Source organism: Streptomyces klenkii (assembly GCF_003626645.1).
Lineage (GTDB): Bacteria > Actinomycetota > Actinomycetes > Streptomycetales > Streptomycetaceae > Streptomyces > Streptomyces klenkii.
The window spans coordinates 573191-589494 of sequence record NZ_RBAM01000002.1 but is presented as its reverse complement, the minus strand read 5'-3'; the positions used below and the strand labels follow the sequence as shown (position 1 = coordinate 589494).

The window sequence follows — 16304 nt, the reverse complement described above, 5'->3', positions numbered from 1 at the left end:
GGTGGTTCGCGGAGGTCGGTTTGGGTGGGTCTGTCACGTTCTAGTGCAACAAAAAACCCCTCGTGCCGTGAGGCAAGCGAGGGGAGCGCGCCGGTGTGGTCAGCAGGGCTTGTGGAGGGCCTGCTTCATCCGACGCGCTGTCCAAGTACGAGAATTCGGGTGCGCATGGGACCGACCCTCCACCCGCCACCAGCGGAGTGTCAAGTGGGTGGGACGGGCGTCTCATTATTTGAGCGCAATGGAGCATGGGCCAGCGATCCGGCGCCCCCCGCGGACCCCGATCGCGTACCGGACGGTACTGCCCCTGCGGGCAGAGCGCCGCCACAGGCCCATGCATTTGCGCCATCCACGGACGGGCTCGGCACGGGATACGCCCCGAGGCCCAGCGCGTGCCGCAGCCGGTGCTCGTCGAGCGGGCCGGAGAAGGCGGCGCCCACCGCGTGGGTGCAGCCCATGGCGCGCAGGGCGAGCGCCTGCTCGGGGACGTCGACGCCGTCCGCCACGGACTGCATGCCCAGGTCGGTGGCGATCCTCAGCAGCCCGGCGGTGATCTTGTGCAGCCGGGCGGACTCCACGACGCCGTCGACCAGCCCCCGGTCGAGCTTGAGGGTGTCGATGGGCAGCCGGCGCAGGGCGCTGATCGCGGCATAGCCGCTGCCGAAGCCGTCGAGGGCGATGCGCACGCCCATCCGGCGGAGGGCGGCGAGCCGCCGCTCCAGCTCGTCGAGCGGCACCCGGGGGTCGCTTCCGGACAGCTCCAGGACGAGCGCCCCGGAGGGCAGCCCGTGCCGGATCAGCAGCCCCTCCAGGTTCTTGGCGGGCAGCGACCTGTCCATCAGCCGGGCGGCGGACAGCCGGACGTACACCGGGACGGCGTGGCCCGCGCGGCAGCGCTGGGCGGCCTGCTCGACGGCCTTCTCCACCGTCCAGCGGCCGAGCTCGGCGATGCGGGCGGCCTCGTCCCCCCGGTCGTTCTCGGCCACGCGGAGATACTCCGCAGGGGTGAACAGTATTCCCTGGGCGGAGCGCCAGCGGGGCTGTGCGGCGACCGCGGTGACCATGCCCGTGCCCAGGTCCACGACGGGCTGGTGGAGCAGGGCGAACTCGCCTTCGTGCAAGGCGGTGCGCAGCCGGGTGGCGAGCTCGGCGCGGCGGACCACGTCGGCCTGCATCTGCGGTGCGTAGAGCTCGACGCGGCCCTTGCCGGCCTGCTTGGCGCGGTACATCGCGAGGTCGGCGTTGCGCATCAGCTCGCCCGGGGTGATGCCGGGCTCGGCGAAGGCCACGCCGATGCTGGCGGCGACGCGGACCTCGGTGCCTCCTTCCACGCGGTAGGGCTGGGAGAGGGTGACCCGCAGCCGGTCGGCGATCTCGTGGATGCGGTACTCGCGGGCGGCCGGGTCGCGGGTGCCGTCGCCGATGATGAGCGCCGCGAACTCGTCGCCTCCGAAGCGGGCCGTGGAGTCCCCCGCGCGGACGGAGTCCTGGAGGCGACGGGCCGCCTGGACGAGCAGCTCGTCGCCCGCTTGGTGGCCGACGCTGTCGTTCACCGCCTTGAAGCCGTCGAGATCGATGAAGAGCACGGCGGTGCCCGCGTCGGTCGCTCTGCGGCCGGTGAGGGCCTGCTGGACGCGCTTGGTGAACAGGGCGCGGTTGGGCAGGTCGGTGAGCGGGTCGTGCTCGGCGGTGTGCTGGAGCTGGGCTTGCAGGCGGACGCGCTCGGTGACGTCGCGGCTGTTGAAGATCAGGCCGCCGTGGTGGCGGTTGACGGTGGACTCCACGTTGAGCCACTCGCCGCCGCCCGAGCGGAAGCGGCATTCGATGCGGGTGGTGGGCTCCTCGGCGGGCGGCGCGGCGAGGAAGCGGCGCACCTCGTGGACGACTCTGCCGAGGTCCTCCGGGTGGATCAGCGAGGCCAGTTCGGAGCCGACGAGGTCCTCGGCCTCGCGGCCGTAGACCCCGGCGGCGGCCGGGCTGACGTAGCGCAGTATGCCCGTGGGCGCGGCGATCATGATGACGTCGCTGGAGCCCTGGACGAGGGAGCGGAAGTGGTTCTCCTTCTGGGCCAGTTCCTGGGTGAGGGAGATGTTGTCCAGCAGCATGATGCCCTGGCGGATGACCAGGGCCAGGACGACCGTGCAGCCGGTGAACAGGACGACTTTGTCGACCTGGTGGCCGTCCAGGACGTTGTAGAGGATGCCCAGGGTGCACACCGCGGCGGCCAGGTACGGCGTGAGGGCCGCGAGGGAGCCGGCGATGGGGCGGCTGGGGTGGTGCGGGTGCCGGGCCGGGGCCTCGTCACCCTCCTCGCGGGCGACCCAGGGGGCGTACGCCATGAGCATGTAGCCCGCGAACCAGCCTGCGTCGAGGATCTGGCCCGAGCGGTAGTGCGAGCGCAGGAGCGGTGAGGTGAACAGGGCGTCGCACAGGACCGTCAGGGCGAGGGCCGCGATGGCGGTGTTGATGGCCGAGCGGTTGGCCGTGGAGCGCCGGAAGTGCAGCGCCAGCACCATGGACACCAGGGCGATGTCCAGCAGCGGATAGGCCAGGGAGAGCGCGGCGTGGGCGACGCTCTCGCCCTCGAAGTGGGCGGTGTGCGCGAGCGCCAGGCTCCAGGAGAGCGTGAGCAGCGAGCCGCCGGTGAGCCAGGCGTCGAGGGCCAGGCACACCCAGCCGGCCCGGGTGACGGGGCGGCGGGCGAGGACCAGCAGGCCGATGATGGCCGGCGGCGCGAAGAGCAGGAAGCAGAAGTCGGCGACGGAGGGCGTCGGGACGCGGGCGTCGAGGACGACCTCGTACCAGCCCCAGACAACGTTGCCCAGGCCTGCCATGGCGGAGGACGCCGCGAAGAGGAACCACGCGAGGCGGAACCGCGTGCGGTGCGTGCGCCCGTACCAGAAGCAGGAGACGGCGGCGAGCACGGCGGCCCCGCCGAGGCCGAAGTCGCCCATGGCGGAGGCGAGCTCGCTCGATCCCCAGCCGAAGGCCGCGCCGGTGGCATAGCCGCCGCAGACGACGGCCAGGAGGAGCTGGGAGACCGGGCCCGAGCCGCCGGACGGGCGGGTCAGGGCCGCTCCTGGGGCGCTCACCGCGCCGCCGTCCGCAGCAGCGGGAGCCGTGGACGCCGCAGGAGCAGAGCCGCCGCGCGGTGCGGGCGAGATGCGCGGTGCCGGGCACCGCGCGGTCGTGGTCGGTGCGTGAGCCGCGTCGGGTTGATCGTCCATTGGCCGTGCATCGCCCGTCGCCCCCCTCGAGTTCCGGTCCTCGCTGCGGCAGTTCCCGTGCACGCCGCAGCCCCCGTCCGGACGATACACCAGACTCGTCACTCAGGGACATAGCTCATATACATAGCGTAATCAGCCACGGGGTTATGGACACTGAGTGCAGTCGAACGGTACCTCTACGTGGTAACTAGCGGGCGGCGACTACGACATTTTGCAGTGGGGCGTCCAGAGCGAATCTGGTCAGCTGATCGCGGAGCAGCCGCTCGGCGCGCGGTAGGAAGGCCGAAGAGGGGCCACCCACATGGGGGGTGATGAGCACCCCCGGAGCGCTCCACAGCGGGTGGCCCGGCGGCAGCGGTTCGGGGTCCGTGACGTCCAGGGCGGCACGCAGCCGACCTGCGTCCAGTTCGGCCAGAAGGGCCTTGGTGTCCACGATGGGACCGCGCGCGACGTTCACCAGCAGCGCGCCGTCCTTCATCCTCGCCAGGAAACCGGCGTTGACGAGCCCGCGGGTCTCCTCGGTCAGCGGTGCGGCGAGCACCACCACGTCGGCGTCGGGGAGCAAGCCGGGCAGGGCGGCGATCGGGTGCACGGGACCGCGCGCGGCCTCCCGCGCGGAGCGCGCGACGCGTGTGACCCGCGCGCACTCGAAGGGCGCGAGCCGGTCCTCGATGGCGCTGCCGATCGAACCGTAACCCACAATGAGCACCGACTTGTCGGCCAGCGCCGGCCGGAAGCCCTGCCGCCACTCCCCCGCGTCCTGCGCGCGCACGAAGCCGGGGATGTCGCGCAGCGAGGCCAGCGTGAGGGCCAGGGCCAGCTCGGCGGTGCTCGCGTCGTGCAGCCCGCGGGCGTTGCACAGCACGGCGCCCTTCGGCAGGTGTTCCACGGCGGGCAGCAGGTGGTCCACGCCCGCGGTGAGCGCCTGCACGACCCGTACGCGCGTCATGGCGGCCAGCGGCCGGGTGCACGGCTCGGGGTCGGTGACGTAGGGGACGGCGTAGAAGTCGCAGCGCGCCGGGTCGGTGGGGTAGTCCGGACCGCCGTCCCAGAAGGCGTAGTCGAGGGTGTCCGGCAGCCCCTCGATCCGCTCGGCGGGGAAGGGCAGCCAGACCAGGGGGCGGGCGGAACCGCTGTCATCTGCACTCATGCCTGGAGGCTATGCGATCGGGCCGGGGCGGCAGAGGTTAGCTTTGGGGGCGAGGAACGGGAGGGGTACGGCCGGTGGAGCGCAGGAATATCGGTGCGACGGCGCTCGAAGCGGGCGCGATCGGCCTGGGGTGCATGCCCATGCACTGGGGATACACCGCCTCCCAGCAGAGCGGGGAGACCGCGCTGCGCACGGTGCACGCGGCGCTCGATGCAGGAACGTCCCTGCTGGACACCGCCGACATGTACGGGCCGTTCACCAACGAGTTGCTGGTGGGCCGGGTGCTGCGGGAGAGGCGGTCCGAAGCGTTCGTGTCGACCAAGTGCGGGCTGCTGGTGGGCGACAGCCACGTCGTCGCCAACGGCCGCCCGGGGTACGTCAAGCGCGCGTGCGACGCCTCCCTGCGCCGGCTCCAGACCGACGTCATCGACGTCTACCAGCTGCACCGGCCGGACCCCGAAGTGCCGGTCGAGGAGACCTGGGGGGCGATGGCGGAGCTGGTCTCCGCGGGCAAGGTGCGGGCGCTCGGCTGGTGCGCGATCGGCGCCCGTACGCGCCGCAGGTCGCGCGCCGGGCTGTACGACGCGACGATAGGGCAGCTCGAACGGGTGCAGCAGGTGTTCCCGGTGAGCTGTGTGCAGGCGGAGTTGTCGGTGTGGTCCAGGGACGCGCTCGATGCGCTGGTGCCGTGGTGCGCCTCCCGCGGGGTCGGCCTGCTGGCCGCCATGCCCCTGGGGAACGGTTTCCTCAGCGGCACGCTGACGCCCGGGCAGGGCTTCGAACCGGAGGACCTGCGGGCCCGCCACCCGCGCTTCACCGCGGAGATGATGGCCGCCAACCAGCCGATCGTGGCGGGGCTGCGGCGGGTCGCGCTGCGCCACGACGCGACGGCCGCGCAGGTCGCCCTGGCGTGGGTGCTGGCCCAGGGCCGGCACGTCATACCCGTGCCGGGCACGAAGAAGCCGGTGTGGGCGGTGCAGAACGCCGCAGCCTCGCGGCTGCGGCTCACACCGGAGGACTTCGCGGAAATCGCGGGGCTGCCGCGGGCGCTGGGGTCGTGGTACTGAGGTCCTTCCGGCGGTTCCCTGCGGGCGTACGGGTTGCGCACGGTGCGCGCCGCCGGCCCGGCCGGCCCTTGCGGGCGTACGGGTTGCGCGCGGCGCGCATTCCGCCGGGCTCTCGCCGCGGTGGTTTCCCGCCGTGGCGGCGGCATGAAGTTGCGCGGCCACGGTCTTGGGGCCGCCGCCGCGGCACCCGTATGGCACAGTGCCGATAGCCAAGGCCGCGCCCCGCGAGAGGAACCGCACCGTGCGACGACGTACTGCCCGTACCGGCGCCGCCGCGCTGGTCGCCGCCACGCTCCTGGCGCTCGCCGGCTGTTCCAGCGAGGACGGCTTCCCCGGGGAGGGCCCACGGCAAGGGTCGTCGGCCAAGTCGCCCGGCGCCGGGGCCTCTTCGGGCGCGCCGCAGGCCTCCCCCGCGCCGGCCACGGGTTCGGTCAAGGTCGTCCGGACGCTCACCACGAAACTCGGCACGCCGTGGGGCGTCGCCGCGCTGCCCGGCGGTGATCTGCTGGTCGGCTCCCGCGACACGGGGAAGATCGTCCGGGTGGCCGCCAAGGACGGCGCGCAGGCCGAGGTCGGCGAGGTGCCCGGCGTCGTCAAGGGCGGCGAGGGCGGCCTTCTGGGCCTCGCGGTCTCGCCCGACTTCGCCACGGACCGGCTGGTGTACGCGTACTTCACCACCGACTCGGACAACCGCATCGCGCGCCTGCGCTACGACGAGGGCAAGCCGGCGGGGCAGCGGCTGGGCGCGCCCGACACGGTGCTCCGGGGCATCCCCAAGGGCACGATCCACAACGGCGGGCGCCTCGCCTTCGGCCCGGACCGGATGCTCTACGCCGGCACGGGCGAGGCCGGGCAGCGCGACCCCGCCCAGGACCGGAAGTCGCTCGGGGGGAAGATCCTGCGCATGACGCCGGACGGGCGCCCCGCGTACGGCAACCCCGAGGCGGACTCGGTGGTCTACTCCTCCGGCCACCGCAACGTGCAGGGCCTGGCGTGGGACGCGGGCGGGCGCCTGTGGGCCTCGGAGTTCGGCCAGGACACCTGGGACGAGCTCAACCTGATCCGGCCGGGCGGCAACTACGGCTGGCCCGTCGTCGAGGGCAAGGCGGGCCGGTCCGGCTACACGGACCCCGTCGAGCAGTGGAAGACCTCCGACGCCTCCCCCAGCGGCCTCGCGTACGCCAAGGGCTCGCTGTGGATGGCGGGGCTGCGCGGCGAGCGCCTGTGGCGGATCCCGCTGGACGGCACGAGGCCGGTGGCCGCCCCGCAGGCGTTCCTCAAGGGCGAGTACGGGCGGCTGCGCACGGTGCTCGCCACGGACGACGGCGGGCTGTGGCTGACGACGAGCAACACCGACGGGCGTGGGAAGCCGGGCGCGGAGGACGACCGCATCCTGCGCCTGGAGGTGAGCTGAGGCACCGGGGGCGATCCGGCCGGATTTCCGTGGACCGTACATCCGCCCGCCTATGCTGGACGGACAGCGCGGCGACGGGAGTTGAGATGTTCAACGTGTTCGAGGAAGTGTTCGCACCGGGCCGGAAGCACGCTCACGACGAGGAGAAGCGCCTCGCGCTCACCCGTGAGGACATCGGGGACGCCGACCCCGCCCGCGGCCCGGTCGACCTCGACTCGGGCCGCGTGCTCATACGCCCGCCCCGGCAAGGCTCCGCTGAGGACTGACCGCGACGGGCTCCGGCAGCGGCTCCGGCTCCGCGTCCAGCGGCTCCGGCGGCTCGATGCTGATCCGCGGCAGGCGGCGCTCCAGCCACGCGGGCAGCCACCAGTTGGCGCCGCCCAGCATGTGCATGAGGGCCGGCACCAGCAGCGTGCGCAGCACGAAGGCGTCGAGGGCGACGGCCGCGGCGAGCCCGATGCCGAACATCGCGATGACGCGGTCGCCGCTGAGCACGAAGGCCAGGAAGACCGAGATCATGATCACCGCCGCGGAGTTGATGACGCGGCTGGTCTCGGCGAGGCCGACGCGCACGGCCCGGGTGTTGTCGCGCGTGGCCAGCCACTCCTCGTACATCCGGCTGACCAGGAAGACCTGGTAGTCCATGGACAGCCCGAAGAGCACGGAGACCATGACGACGGGCAGGAAGGGCTCTATCGGCCCGGCGCCGCCGAGGCCGAGGAACCCGGCGCCCCAGCCCCACTGGAACATCGCGACGACCACACCGAAGGACGAGGCGACGGCGGCGATGTTCATGACCGCGGCCTTGAGGGGGATGCCGATGCTGCGGAAGGCCAGGAGGAGCAGCACGCAGCCCAGGCCGACGACGGTGCCGACGAAGAGCGGCAGCTTGCCGAGGATGATCGCGGCGAAGTCGTCGTAGCTCGCGGTCATGCCGCCCACGTGGACGTCCACGCCGGTGCCGGCGGTCGCCTTGGGCAGCACGGTGCCGCGCAGCCGGTCCACGAGGTCGCTGGTGGCGCGCGACTGCGGGGACGTGGTGGGGACGACGCTGATGACGCCCGTGTCGCCGCTGGTGTTCACCTCGGCGGGCGAGGCGGCGGCGACGCCCTCGGTGTGCCGCAGGGCCTCCGGGAGCTTGGTGAAGGCGAGCCGGTCGGCGGCGCTGTCCAGGCCGGCCACGAGCGTCAGGGGCCCGTTGACGCCGGGGCCGAAGCCGCGGCCGAGCATGTCGTACGCCTGCCGGGTCGTGGCCGTGGCCGGGCCGGTGCCCTGGTCGGAGGTGCCCAGGTGCAGGGAGAACGTGGGCAGCGCGAGGACGATCATGACGGCGGCCGCCACGCCGCCCAGCAGCTTCGGGTGGCGCTCGACGAACGCCGACCAGCGGGCGGCCGGCCCGGTGGGCTGCTCGGGGCGGGGACCGCCGGCCGCGAGGCGGCGGCGCTCGCGGCGGCCGAGGGCGCGGTCGCCGATGACGCCGAGGAGCGCGGGCAGCAGGGTGACGGACGCGGCGACGGTGAGGACGACGGTGAGCGAGGCGGCGATGGCGACGCCGTTGAGGAAGCTCAGCCGCAGGATGAGCATGCCGAGCAGCGCGACGCACACGGTGCCGCCCGCGAAGACGACGGCGCGGCCGGTGGTGGCCACGGCCCGTTCGGCCGCGACGGCCACGGGCAGGCCGGCCCGCAGGCCCTTGCGGTGCCGGGTGACGATGAACAGGGCGTAGTCGATGCCCACGCCGAGGCCGATGAGGGTGCCGAGCATGGGCGCGAAGTCGGCGACGTTCATGACGTGGCCGAGCAGCTGGGTGCCCAGGGCGGCGGTGCCGACGCTCACGAGGGCCGTGGCGATCGGCAGCAGGCTCGCGGCCAGCGAGCCGAAGACGACGAAGAGCACGACGGCGGCCACGGCGATGCCGATGAGCTCGCTGAGGTGCCCGCCCTTGCTCTCCGCGCCGGCGATGCCGGTGCCGCCGAGGGCGACCTGGAGGTTGCCGTCCGCCGCGGAGCGCGCCGTGTCGACGACCTTGCGGGCGAGCTCCTTGCCGGGGTCGCCGGCGAAGGTGAGGGAGGCGTACGCGGTGTGCCCGTCGGGGCTGATCCGGGTGGCGCCGTCGGGGCCGCTGTACGGGCCGCTGACCGCCTCGACGCCGGGGAGCGCGGCGACCTCGTGCAGGACTCCGGTCATGCGCTGCTCGACGGCGGCCGCGCGCACGGTGCCGCTGCCGGTGTGCCAGACGATGGTGTCGTCGCCGCCCTGGCCGGGGAAACCGGCGTCGAGGAGGGCGCTCGCGCGGGCCGCCTCGGTGCCGGGCACGGCGTAGTCGTTGGAGTAGGCCGGGCCGCTGAGCAGGGCGGCGGCCGCGGTGCCCGCGAGGGCGACGAGCCACAGCACGATGACGGCGGAGCGGCGGCGCAGGCACCACCGGGCGAGTGAGGTCATACGGGCTGCTTCCCGGGTATCGCGTCGATCCCGCCGGGATGCTGACCCGTGCTGTTCCGAGCGCTGGGGCTATGGGGCTCGGGGCCCCGGGCTGCACCGGGTGCAGACGGTGCGGAGGGGCCCCTTGCCGACCCACTGTGACAGCCGGAAAAGATCGATTGTCCGCTTTGTGGCCCACCCCACACGGGGGTGCGGGCGGCCGCCCGGCCCGGGGCTACCAGCTGTGGGCGACGTCCACGACGATGCGGTTGCGCTCCTGGAAGACGCGGAAGGGCAGCCGCGCGCGGACGCCGACGCCGACGAGGGTCTCGCCCTCGAAGCTGCTGGCGAAGCGGGTGTCCTGGAAGGTCCTGAAGCCGGTGAGGTCCACGCCCGTCAGCGGCTGCCCGGCGTGGCCGGGGTAGCGCGGCTCGGCCGTGTTCGGGTCGTAGCTCGGGGCGGACACGCGGATGGCCAGCACCGCTCCGCCGGCGACCGGGATCGGGTCGCCCGAGCCGTCCTGGCGCAGCTGGTCCACGTACTCCACGCGGTAGCCGATGCGGTGGTCGCCGATGCCCTGGACGTCGAAGACGAGGCGGTCGAAGCACTCGTGCTCGCCGGCCCTGATGTCCAGGAGCGGCTTGTAGGCCGAGGTCGTCGCCGTCTTGAGCAGGCTCCCCCAGCCCGCCTCGCACTTCGCCGCGGCCGCCGGCCCGGGGTGCTCCGTCGCCGCGCCGGCCGGGACCGTCGTCGCCAGCAGGCCGGCGCCCGCCAGGGTGACCGCCGCCAGCGCTCTGCTCAGCCGTCTCATGTGCCAACCCCCATACTCCGGTGGCGGGCACACGGTGGGCCCGCCCGCATGCGGGATCATGCCGGACGGGGGCCACGAAGGCCATAGATCAATGGAAACCAGCCAATGCCGGACTATTCCCGGACAATTACCGGACATTTCCAGGACAGACAATGGCCGCCCCTTCGAAAAGGGACGGCCATGAAGCGTCAGAGAACGCTGTCTGTCCGGGAAAGGTGATCAGCCCTCGACGCCGAGGCGCTCCAGGATGAGCTCCCGGACCCGGGCCGCGTCGGCCTGGCCGCGCGTGGCCTTCATGACCGCGCCGACCAGTGCGCCCGCAGCGGCGACCTTGCCGGCACGGATCTTGTCCGCGATGCCCGCGTTGGCCGCGATGGCCTCGTCCACGGCAGCACCCAGGGCGCTGTCGTCGGAGACGACCTTCAGGCCGCGCTTGTCGACGACCTCGTCCGGGCCGCCCTCGCCCGCGAGCACGCCCTCGATGACCTGGCGGGCCAGCTTGTCGTTGAGCGAGCCCTCGGCGACGAGCGCCGCCACCCGGGCGACCTGCGCCGGGGTGATCGGCAGCGCCGCGAGGTCCGTGCCGGACTCGTTGGCGCTGCGGGCCAGCTCGCCCATCCACCACTTGCGGGCGGCGGCGGAGTCGGCACCGGCCTCGACGGTGGCGGTGATCAGGTCGACCGCGCCCGCGTTGAGGATCGACTGCATGTCGTGCTCGGTGACGCCCCACTCCTCGCGCAGCCGGTTGCGGCGCACGCGCGGCAGCTCGGGCAGGGTCCCCCGCAGCTCCTCGACCCACTCGCGGGAGGGGGCCACCGGCACCAGGTCCGGCTCGGGGAAGTAGCGGTAGTCCTCGGCCTCTTCCTTGATGCGGCCGGACGTGGTCGACCCGTCCTCCTCGTGGAAGTGGCGGGTCTCCTGCACGATCGTGCCGCCGGCCGAGAGGACGGAGGCGTGCCGCTGGACCTCGAAGCGCACCGCGCGCTCGACGGAGCGCAGCGAGTTGACGTTCTTGGTCTCGGAGCGGGTGCCGAACTTCTCCCGGCCGTGCGGGCGCAGCGACAGGTTCACGTCGCAGCGCATCTGGCCCATCTCCATCCGGGCCTCGGAGACGCCCAGCGCCTTGATGAGCTCGCGGAGCTCGGCGACGTACGCCTTGGCGACCTCGGGGGCCCGCTCGCCCGCGCCCTCGATCGGCTTGGTGACGATCTCGATGAGCGGGATGCCGGCGCGGTTGTAGTCCAGCAGGGAGTGCTGGGCGCCGTGGATGCGGCCGGTGGCACCGCCCACGTGCGTGGACTTGCCGGTGTCCTCCTCCATGTGGGCGCGCTCGATCTGCACGCGGAAGACCTCGCCGTCCTCCAGCTGCACGTCGAGGTAGCCGTTGAAGGCGATCGGCTCGTCGTACTGGGAGGTCTGGAAGTTCTTCGGCATGTCCGGATAGAAGTAGTTCTTCCGGGCGAAGCGGCACCACTCGGCGATCTCGCAGTTCAGCGCGAGGCCGATCTTGATGGCGGACTCGACGCCGATGGCGTTGACCACGGGCAGGGCGCCGGGCATGCCGAGGCAGACCGGGCAGGTCTGGGTGTTGGGGTCCGCGCCCAGCTCCGTGGAGCAGCCGCAGAACATCTTCGTCTTGGTGCCGAGCTCGACATGGACCTCCAGGCCCATGACGGGGTCGTAGGAAGCCAGCGCGTCCTCGTACGACACCAGTTCAGTGACGGTCACGGAAAACTAACCTCTCAGGTCCTGGCTCAGTCCGCGAGGACGTCGTCGCTGTTCATCCGGCGCAGTTCGCGCACGAGCAGCGCGACGCCGGTGGCGATGGCTGCGGCGGAGACGATGGCGTCGACCAGCTGGAGCGTGTCCTGCTCGCCGCGCGCCTTCTTCGCCTGCTTGATCACGCTCACGGCGCCGAAGAGCGTCGTGCCGATCGACAGGTACGTGCCGGGCCTGGACTTCTTGAAGCCCTTGGCCTTCTTCAGCGCGCTCGCCTTGCTCACTTCGGTGCTCACTGTGTCTCCTCGTTCGCTTCTCCGCCCACGCGGCGCAGAGGTGCGGCTTTCGCAGTCAGCTGCGGCCCGGCGGCCGCGTGTGCGTCGCTCACAGTGCCGGCGCCTCCTCAAGCAGGTGGTGGCCCCAGCGAGCGGTGAACGCGGCCTCGACCGCGGCACCGACCTTGTAGAGCCGGTCGTCCTTCAGGGCGGGAGCGATGATCTGGAGACCGACCGGCAGGTTGTCCTCGGGCGCGAGGCCGCACGGCAGCGACATGGCGGCGTTGCCCGCCAGGTTGGTCGGGATGGTGCACAGGTCCGCGAGGTACATCGCCATCGGGTCGTCGGCGCGCTCGCCGATCGCGAAGGCGGTGGTCGGGGTGGTCGGCGAGACGATCACGTCGACCTGCTCGAAGGCCTTCTCGAAGTCGCGCGTGATGAGCGTGCGGACCTTCTGCGCCGAGCCGTAGTAGGCGTCGTAGTAGCCCGAGCTGAGCGCGTACGTGCCGAGCATGACGCGGCGCTTGACCTCGGGGCCGAAGCCGGCCTCGCGGGTGAGGGCGGTGACGTCCTCGGCCGAGCGGGTGCCGTCGTCGCCGGCCCGCAGGCCGTAGCGCAGGCCGTCGAAGCGGGCCAGGTTCGAGGAGCACTCGGACGGCGCGATCAGGTAGTACGCGGCCAGGGCCAGGTCGAAGGACGGGCAGTCCAGCTCGACGACCTCGGCGCCCAGCTCCTTCAGCAGCTCGACGGACTCGTCGAAGCGCTGGAGGACGCCGGCCTGGTAGCCCTCGCCGCGGAACTGCTTGACGACGCCGACGCGCATGCCGGCGACGGAGCCGTTGCGGGCCGCCTCGACGACCGGCGGGACCGGGGCGTCGATGGACGTGGAGTCCATCGGGTCGTGGCCGGCGATGACCTCGTGCAGCAGGGCCGCGTCGAGGACCGTACGGGCGCAGGGGCCGCCCTGGTCGAGGGAGGAGGAGAAGGCGACCATGCCGTAGCGGGAGACCGCGCCGTAGGTGGGCTTGACGCCGACCGTGCCGGTGACGGCGGCGGGCTGGCGGATCGAGCCGCCGGTGTCCGTGCCGATGGCGAGCGGGGCCTCGTACGCGGCGAGGGCCGCGCTGGAGCCGCCGCCGGAGCCGCCGGGGATCTTGGTGAGGTCCCAGGGGTTGCCGGTCGGGCCGTAGGCGCTGTTCTCCGTGGAGGAGCCCATCGCGAACTCGTCCATGTTGGTCTTGCCGAGGATGACGACGTCCGCGTCCTTCAGGCGCTTGGTGAGCGTCGCGTCGTACGGCGGGATCCAGCCCTCGAGGATCTTCGAGCCGACGGTGGTCGGGATCCCCTTGGTGGTGAAGATGTCCTTCAGCGCGAGCGGGACGCCGGCCAGCGGGCCGAGCTTCTCGCCGCGGGCGCGCTTGGCGTCGACCTCGCGGGCCTGGGCGAGGGCGCCCTCGCGGTCCACGTGGAGGAAGGCGTGCACCTTCTCGTCCACGGCCTCGATGCGGGCCAGGTGGGCCTCGGTGACCTGCACGGCGGTGAGCTCGCCCGAGGCGATCTTCTCCGCGATCTGGGAGGCCGTGAGCTTGATGATGTTGATGTCCGTCATGACGGTTTAGTCCTCCCCCAGGATCTGCGGCACCTTGAAACGCTGCTGCTCCTGGGCGGGGGCGCCCGACAGCGCCTCCTGCGGGGTCAGCGACGGACGGACCTCGTCCGGGCGCATGACGTTGGTCAGCGGCAGCGGGTGGGACGTCGGCGGTACGTCCTGCTCGGCGACCTCGGAGACGCGGGCGACCGCGCCGATGATGTCGTCGAGCTGGCCGGCGAAGTGCTCGAGCTCTTCGTCCTTGAGCTCCAGACGTGCCAGCCGGGCGAGGTGGGCTACCTCCTCGCGCGTGATGCCAGGCATGCGGCGATCCTCAGGGTTCGTGACGGATTCTGGGCGGGTTGTGCGCCCAATCCTATGGCTCCGGGAGCCGTGCCTGCTAAACGCTTTCCCCGTGGCTGCGGCCCGGGGCGCTCCGGCGCCGCCGGCCTGCCCTGCGGGCAGGGCCCGGTCCTCACCTGCGCGACCGGCGGTACTGGGCCGGCCGCCGTCCCTACGTGACCGCGTCCTCCTCCGCGGGAGCGGACGCCGTGGCGGCGACGCGGTCCGCCTCGCGGTGCCAGCCGGACTCGTTGCGCAGGCGGAGCCAGGCCGTCGTCTCATCCGGCGGCATGGCCGCGGCGACGAGCCAGCCCTGGACCGCGTCGCAGCCCAGGTCCCGCAGGCGCTCCCAGGTCTCGTCGTCCTCGACGCCCTCGGCGACGACGAGCAGGCCCAGCGAATGCGCGAGGTCGAGCGTGCAGCGGACGATCTCCGCGTCCTCGTTGTCGATGGCGAGCCGGGCCACGAACGACCGGTCGATCTTCAGTTCGCTGACCGGGAGCCGGCGCAGGTGGACCAGCGACGAATAGCCCGTGCCGAAGTCGTCCAGGGACATCTTCACGCCGTGCCCCGTGAGCCCGGCGAGCGTGTCCGCGGCCCGCTGCGGGTCCTCCAGCAGGACGTGCTCGGTTATCTCCAGCTGGAGCGCCCCCGCGGGGACCCCGTGCCGGGCGAGCCGTGCCGCGACGGAGCCCGCGAACCCGGGGGTGTGGACGTCGCGCGGCGAGACGTTGACGGCGACCGGCACCTCCAGGCCCATGGCCCGCCACTTCGCCACCTGCGCGAGGGCGGTCTCCAGCACGTACTCGGTCAGCCTGGGCATCAGGCCCGAGGACTCGGCGATGGCGATGAACTCGTCCGGCGAGACCCGGCCCCGCTCGGGGTGGACCCAGCGCACCAGCGCCTCCAGCCCCTCGACGTGCCCGTCGAAGCCGACCTTGGGCTGGTAGTGCAGCTCGACGTCGCCCGCGTCGAGCGCGCGCCGCAGGTCGCCGAGGAGCCCGAGCCGGTCGGGGGTGTTGCCGTCGCGCCGGGCCTCGTAGACCTCGACGCCGCTGCGGTCGCGCTTGGCCTGGTACATGGCGACGTCGGCCCGGCGCAGCAGCCCTTCGGCGTCGAGGGCGTGGTCGGGGTAGACGGCGACGCCGGCGCTGGCCTCCAGGACGAGGGTGAGCCCGTCGAGGTCGAGGGGGGAGCCGAGCGCGGCCACCAGCGAACGGGCCACGCGCTGGGCGCCGGTGAGGGAGTCCGCGGTGGGCAGCAGGACCGCGAACTCGTCGCCGCCGAGGCGCGCCGCCTCCGCGTCCCGCGGCAGGGCGAGGCGCAGCCGCTCGGCTATCTGCAACAGCAGCCGGTCCCCGGCGAGGTGGCCGAGGGTGTCGTTGACGGAGCGGAAGCGGTCGAGGTCGATGAGGACGAGAGCGGAGCGGGTGCCGGCGCGCTCGGCCTCGTCGAGGGCGCTCCAGGTGCGCTCCAGGAGCCACTGGCGGTTGGGCAGGCCGGTGAGCGGGTCGCGCAGCTGCTCCTCGGCGCGGGCGCGGGCGATCCACAGGGTGGAGTCGAGGGCGATGAGGGGGACGGCGAACAGCGGCAGCAGCAGCGGGGCGTGGTCGGCGACGACGGCGATCAGCGGGGCGATGCCGAGGAGGGCGCCGCCGACGAGGGCCTGCCGGACGAGGGCGGTGCGGGCGATGGTGCTGAGGCCTGCGCGGGGCGCCATGGAGTACCAGAGCAGGGCGCGGGTGACGGCGAGGTAGAGGAAGGCGGCGAGGGCCACTTGGGGGATGGCGGTGAGCGGCCACTCGTCGGGCATCCAGGGGTTCTCGACGGTGGAGACGACGCCGCAGACGGCGAGGGCGAGGCCGGCGGCGCCGATGCCGAGGATGTCGACGGCACCGTGGAGTAAGGCCTGGCGCCAGCGGTGGCGGCGGGCGGTGGCGACGAGCAGGACGACGGCGATGCTGATGAGGACGGCGGGCAGCCAGCCGTAGAGCAGCAGGACGGCGAGGGTGAGGGCGGCTCCGGAGCCCGTGCCGCCCCACCAGCGGTCGCGCCCGAGGGCGACGAGGTGGGCGACGATGAGGCCGGTGAGGACGGCCAGGGACCAGCCGACGGCGCGGCCGGGGAACACGGCGTGGCCCGCGCCGATCACCCGGCAGACCCCGGCGGCGAGCGAGACCGCCGCCACGGTGACACAGACCGTCGGCAGCGCGGGCGGAGGGACCCGGCGCAGCCGGGATGCCGGTTCGGCGCTGTCGGTGGGTTTCATGCCCGTCCCTCTCACAGCCGGCGG

The 16304-nt window shown here is 73.0% G+C and carries 12 protein-coding genes; 3 read left to right on the top strand and 9 right to left on the bottom strand.

The features are described 5' to 3' along the window. Positions 1-200 precede the first annotated feature (200 nt). Complete coding sequence (locus D7231_RS05985) at positions 201-3089, bottom strand: putative bifunctional diguanylate cyclase/phosphodiesterase (RefSeq protein WP_120753859.1); 2889 nt, start codon at positions 3087-3089, stop codon at positions 201-203. A gap of 322 nt (positions 3090-3411) precedes the next feature. Beyond that, positions 3412-4374: a 2-hydroxyacid dehydrogenase gene (locus D7231_RS05980; RefSeq protein ID WP_120753858.1), complete on the bottom strand. Its 963-nt coding sequence runs from the start codon at positions 4372-4374 to the stop codon at positions 3412-3414. A 74-nt stretch (positions 4375-4448) separates the two neighbouring features. On the opposite strand from D7231_RS05980, the gene D7231_RS05975 reads away from it, so the two are divergent. From D7231_RS05975 to D7231_RS05965, 3 genes are all read left to right on the top strand, one after another. Then, positions 4449-5441 (top strand): aldo/keto reductase, encoded by a 993-nt coding sequence (locus D7231_RS05975; RefSeq protein ID WP_120753857.1) that lies wholly within the window; start codon positions 4449-4451, stop codon positions 5439-5441. A gap of 241 nt (positions 5442-5682) precedes the next feature. Next, on the top strand, positions 5683-6855 hold the full coding sequence (locus D7231_RS05970; protein ID WP_120753856.1) for a PQQ-dependent sugar dehydrogenase: 1173 nt from the start codon (positions 5683-5685) through the stop codon (positions 6853-6855). An 86-nt stretch (positions 6856-6941) separates the two neighbouring features. Next, on the top strand, positions 6942-7121 hold the full coding sequence (locus D7231_RS05965; protein ID WP_120753855.1) for a DUF6191 domain-containing protein: 180 nt from the start codon (positions 6942-6944) through the stop codon (positions 7119-7121). Here the strand turns inward: D7231_RS05965 and D7231_RS05960 are convergent. The 7 genes from D7231_RS05960 to D7231_RS05930 form a co-directional block, all read right to left on the bottom strand. After that, positions 7084-9297, bottom strand: a complete 2214-nt coding sequence (locus tag D7231_RS05960) for an MMPL family transporter (RefSeq protein WP_120753854.1) — start codon at positions 9295-9297, stop codon at positions 7084-7086. The two genes, D7231_RS05965 and D7231_RS05960, sit on opposite strands and share 38 nt — an antisense overlap. A gap of 214 nt (positions 9298-9511) precedes the next feature. Then, entirely contained in the window at positions 9512-10087 is a 576-nt protein-coding gene (locus tag D7231_RS05955; RefSeq protein ID WP_120753853.1) for an AMIN-like domain-containing (lipo)protein, read from the bottom strand. 219 nt (positions 10088-10306) lie between these two features. Beyond that, positions 10307-11815, bottom strand: coding sequence for an Asp-tRNA(Asn)/Glu-tRNA(Gln) amidotransferase subunit GatB (gatB, locus tag D7231_RS05950; RefSeq protein ID WP_120753852.1), 1509 nt, complete (start codon positions 11813-11815; stop codon positions 10307-10309). A gap of 26 nt (positions 11816-11841) precedes the next feature. After that, complete coding sequence (locus D7231_RS05945; protein WP_194960419.1) at positions 11842-12102, bottom strand: hypothetical protein; 261 nt, start codon at positions 12100-12102, stop codon at positions 11842-11844. Positions 12103-12190: 88 nt separating this feature from the next. After that, positions 12191-13690: an Asp-tRNA(Asn)/Glu-tRNA(Gln) amidotransferase subunit GatA gene (gene gatA, locus D7231_RS05940; RefSeq protein ID WP_120753851.1), complete on the bottom strand. Its 1500-nt coding sequence runs from the start codon at positions 13688-13690 to the stop codon at positions 12191-12193. 6 nt (positions 13691-13696) lie between these two features. Next, a complete protein-coding gene (gene gatC / locus D7231_RS05935) occupies positions 13697-13993 on the bottom strand; it encodes an Asp-tRNA(Asn)/Glu-tRNA(Gln) amidotransferase subunit GatC (RefSeq protein ID WP_030368121.1) in 297 nt (98 codons plus the stop codon). A 190-nt stretch (positions 13994-14183) separates the two neighbouring features. Next, a complete protein-coding gene (locus tag D7231_RS05930; protein WP_120753850.1) occupies positions 14184-16280 on the bottom strand; it encodes a putative bifunctional diguanylate cyclase/phosphodiesterase in 2097 nt (698 codons plus the stop codon). Positions 16281-16304 lie beyond the last annotated feature (24 nt).